The following is a 1,173-nucleotide window of genomic DNA, read 5'->3' on the forward strand; positions in this document are numbered from 1 at the left end:
ATACCAACCTGCATTGATCATGACCCACGCGCCCATTTGCGGCGACCGATGGTCATGATGTGCCAAGGCTGATCGACGAGCTTGTTCCAAGCCTCGCAGCAGTGGTCGATGATGTTGTCGTAGGAGGCGAAGACGCGGTTGGAGAGCCAGTTGTCGCGCATGAACTGCCAGATGTTCTCGACGGGGTTCAACTCAGGACATTTTGCCGGCAGAGCGATGATGCTGATGTTATCGGGCACGACGAGCTTTCCGGTCATGTGCCACCCAGCCTGGTCCATCAGCACGACCGCGTGAGCGCCAGGGGCGACGGCGAGCGATATCTCGGTCAGGTGCAGCGTCATGGTTTCGGTATTGCAGAAGGGCAGCACCAGCCCTGCGCCCTTGCCCTGTTCCGGGCAGATAGCGCCAAAGATATACGCCGATTTTGTCCGCTGATCCTTTGGTGCCGATGGCCGCGTCCCGCGTCTGGCCCAGCGCCGCGTGATCTTGTTCTTCTGACCGATGCGGGCTTCGTCCTGGAACCAGATCTCTATGGGCGTACCCTTCGGGAGGGTTGCTTTGACCTTTGCCAGCTCGGCGGCAAAGCCCCCTTTTTGAAGGCGTCCATGGCAAGTTCGTTCTGGGCATGGTGGCGGGGTCGCGCCGTGAGCTTGACGTAGCCCAGCCTCTTCAGCTCGCGCCCCACGGTCGTTTCATCGAGCGACACCGCGAACTCGTCGTGAAGCCATTGGACCAGGTCGATCAGGCGCCAGCGAACGACACCATGGATCGCCGGGATCGGACCACGTTCGACCGTCTCGACAAGCGCCTGTCGCTGAGCATCATTGAGCCGCGATTGCTTGCCGGGCGCCTTGCCATCCAGAAGGCCATCAGGACCACGGGCATTGAACCGCACAACCCAGTCACGCACGATCTGCAGCCCCACCCCGCCGATCCGCGCCGCCGCTGTCCGGCTGCCACCATCGTAAATCTCGGCCAATGCCAAAAGCCGCCGCGCCTGGTTCGCGCTCCTCGTCGTGCGCGACAATCGCCGCAACGCCGCCCCGTCAAAATCATCCCGCAAGCCGATCGCTGATCCCATGGTCACGCCCTCCAAATGCAGGCCGCCATTGATTCAGAATTTCGTCAGTTTGGGAATCCCCCACGTGAGTCAGGCTCAGCGCAGGCTGGTAT

At 61.6% G+C, this 1,173-nt stretch carries 1 protein-coding gene; it reads right to left on the reverse strand.

The features are described 5' to 3' along the window. Nucleotides 1–17 precede the first annotated feature (17 nt). Nucleotides 18–1,081 (reverse strand): IS630 family transposase gene (locus EWH12_RS21875; protein ID WP_165363708.1). Its coding sequence is split into 2 segments (ribosomal slippage): nt 18–587 and nt 590–1,081, totalling 1,062 coding nucleotides; the frame shifts between segments, so codons are not numbered across the junction. Nucleotides 1,082–1,173: the final 92 nt, after the last annotated feature.

Origin of the sequence: Sphingobium cupriresistens (genome assembly GCF_004152865.1) — a bacterium.
GTDB classification, from domain to species: Bacteria; Pseudomonadota; Alphaproteobacteria; order Sphingomonadales; family Sphingomonadaceae; genus Sphingobium; species Sphingobium cupriresistens.